A 1,454-nucleotide genomic window follows, 5' to 3' on the forward strand; every position below is an offset into this window, starting at 1 on the left:
GGTCAAGTCCTGGGAAGTGGTGTATCTCCCTTCCGCTGAAACAGTGCGTCTGACTCCAGGTCAGGGACCGTCACGAGCCTGATAGCGAGTCCAGCTCATGCTGCCTCCTGCACGGTGACGTCGGCGTCGATGACGTTGGCGTTCATCATCGTCCTGGTCTGCTCCAGACTCGTCAACGACATGTAGCGCTTCTGCTGAATCCAGTCATCGTGCTGCTCAGCGAGCACCGCCCCGACCAACCGGACCACCGCGTCACGATTCGGGAAGATCCCCACGACGTCGGTACGCCGGCGAATCTCACGGTTCAGCCGCTCGGTGGGGTTGTTAGACCACACCTTCGTCCACACCGCCTTCGGCACGCTGGTGAATGCCAAGAGCTCATCAAGGGCCTCCTCCAGGTAGTTGGCGACGTTCGGGAACCTGTGCTCGCAGAAACTGACGACCTCCCGGGCCTGGGCCCACACCGCGGCGGCATCGGGTTGCTGGAAGATCGTCTGGAACATCGCCGACAGTGTCGGCCACTGCGTCTTGGGGACCATCGACGACAGATTCTTGGCGAAATGTGTCCGACAGCGCTGCCATGACGCGTTCGGCAGGACCTCGCCGACCGCGTGCTGGATGCCCAGGTGAGCGTCACTGGTGACCAGGAAGACCTGTTCCAGTCCGCGGGCCTTCAGGTCGCGGAAGAACCCGGTCCAGGAGGCCACGGACTCTGCCGTGGCGACCTGCATGCCCAGTAATTCCCTGTAGCCTTCCACGTTGACCCCGCAGGCCAGCAGCACGGAGGTTTTCACGACCCGTCCGCCTTCACGGACTTTCATCGTCAGCGCGTCGCAGGACACGTACAGGTAGGGTCCACCGTCGAGTGGGCGGTGGCGGAAGTCCTCGACCATGATGTCGAGGTCCTTGGCCATGTCGGATACCTGCGATTTCGACAGGTTGGTGATCCCCAGGCTGGCGACCAGGTCATTCATCCTGCGGGTGGACACACCCTTGAGATAGCAGGTCGCGATGACGGTGCTCAAGGCTCGTTCGGCCCGGCTTCGTCGTTCCAGCAGCCAGTCAGGGAAGAACGAGCCGGAGCGGAGCTTGGGAACTGCGACGTCGACGGTGCCGACGCGGGTGTCGAGGTCGCGGTGGCGGTAACCGTTGCGAGTGTTGGTGCGGAACTCGCTGGTGGTGGCGTAGTCCGCGCCGCAGACCTGGTCGGCCTGGGTGGACAGAATCTGGTTGATGAAGCTCTGCAGCATCTGGCGCATCAGATCCGGGGATGCCTGGGTGAGCAGTTCGTCGAGATAGGTGGACGGGTCGATATGATGGGGGCTGGTGGCCATCGTGGAGTCCCTTTCGAGGATATGTAGGAGTTGAGTCGAAAGGTACCTGCGGTGGTCACCGTCGTCGTTGACGGGGTGGGCACCAGCAGTTACAGATACACCACGCTAGAGGACGTAACC

Annotated in this window: 1 protein-coding gene; it reads right to left on the reverse strand. The window is 62.3% G+C overall.

The window, feature by feature from the left end; all coding sequences use genetic code 11:
• Positions 1 to 95: 95 nt before the first annotated feature.
• Positions 96 to 1,334 carry an IS256 family transposase gene (locus ACT3S3_RS15220; RefSeq protein WP_444627012.1) on the reverse strand — a complete coding sequence of 413 codons (1,239 nt, stop codon included), beginning with the start codon at positions 1,332 to 1,334 and terminating at the stop codon, positions 96 to 98.
• Positions 1,335 to 1,454 lie beyond the last annotated feature (120 nt).

Source organism: Corynebacterium sp. AOP40-4SA-5 (genome assembly GCF_052377355.1).
In the GTDB taxonomy this organism is placed as follows: domain Bacteria; phylum Actinomycetota; class Actinomycetes; order Mycobacteriales; family Mycobacteriaceae; genus Corynebacterium.

What these genes read in the sequence shown, in the direction of transcription:
- ACT3S3_RS15220 (WP_444627012.1), bottom strand. Translation starts at nt 1,334, where the DNA reads ATGGCCACCAGCCCCCATCATATCGACCCGTCCACCTATCTCGACGAA.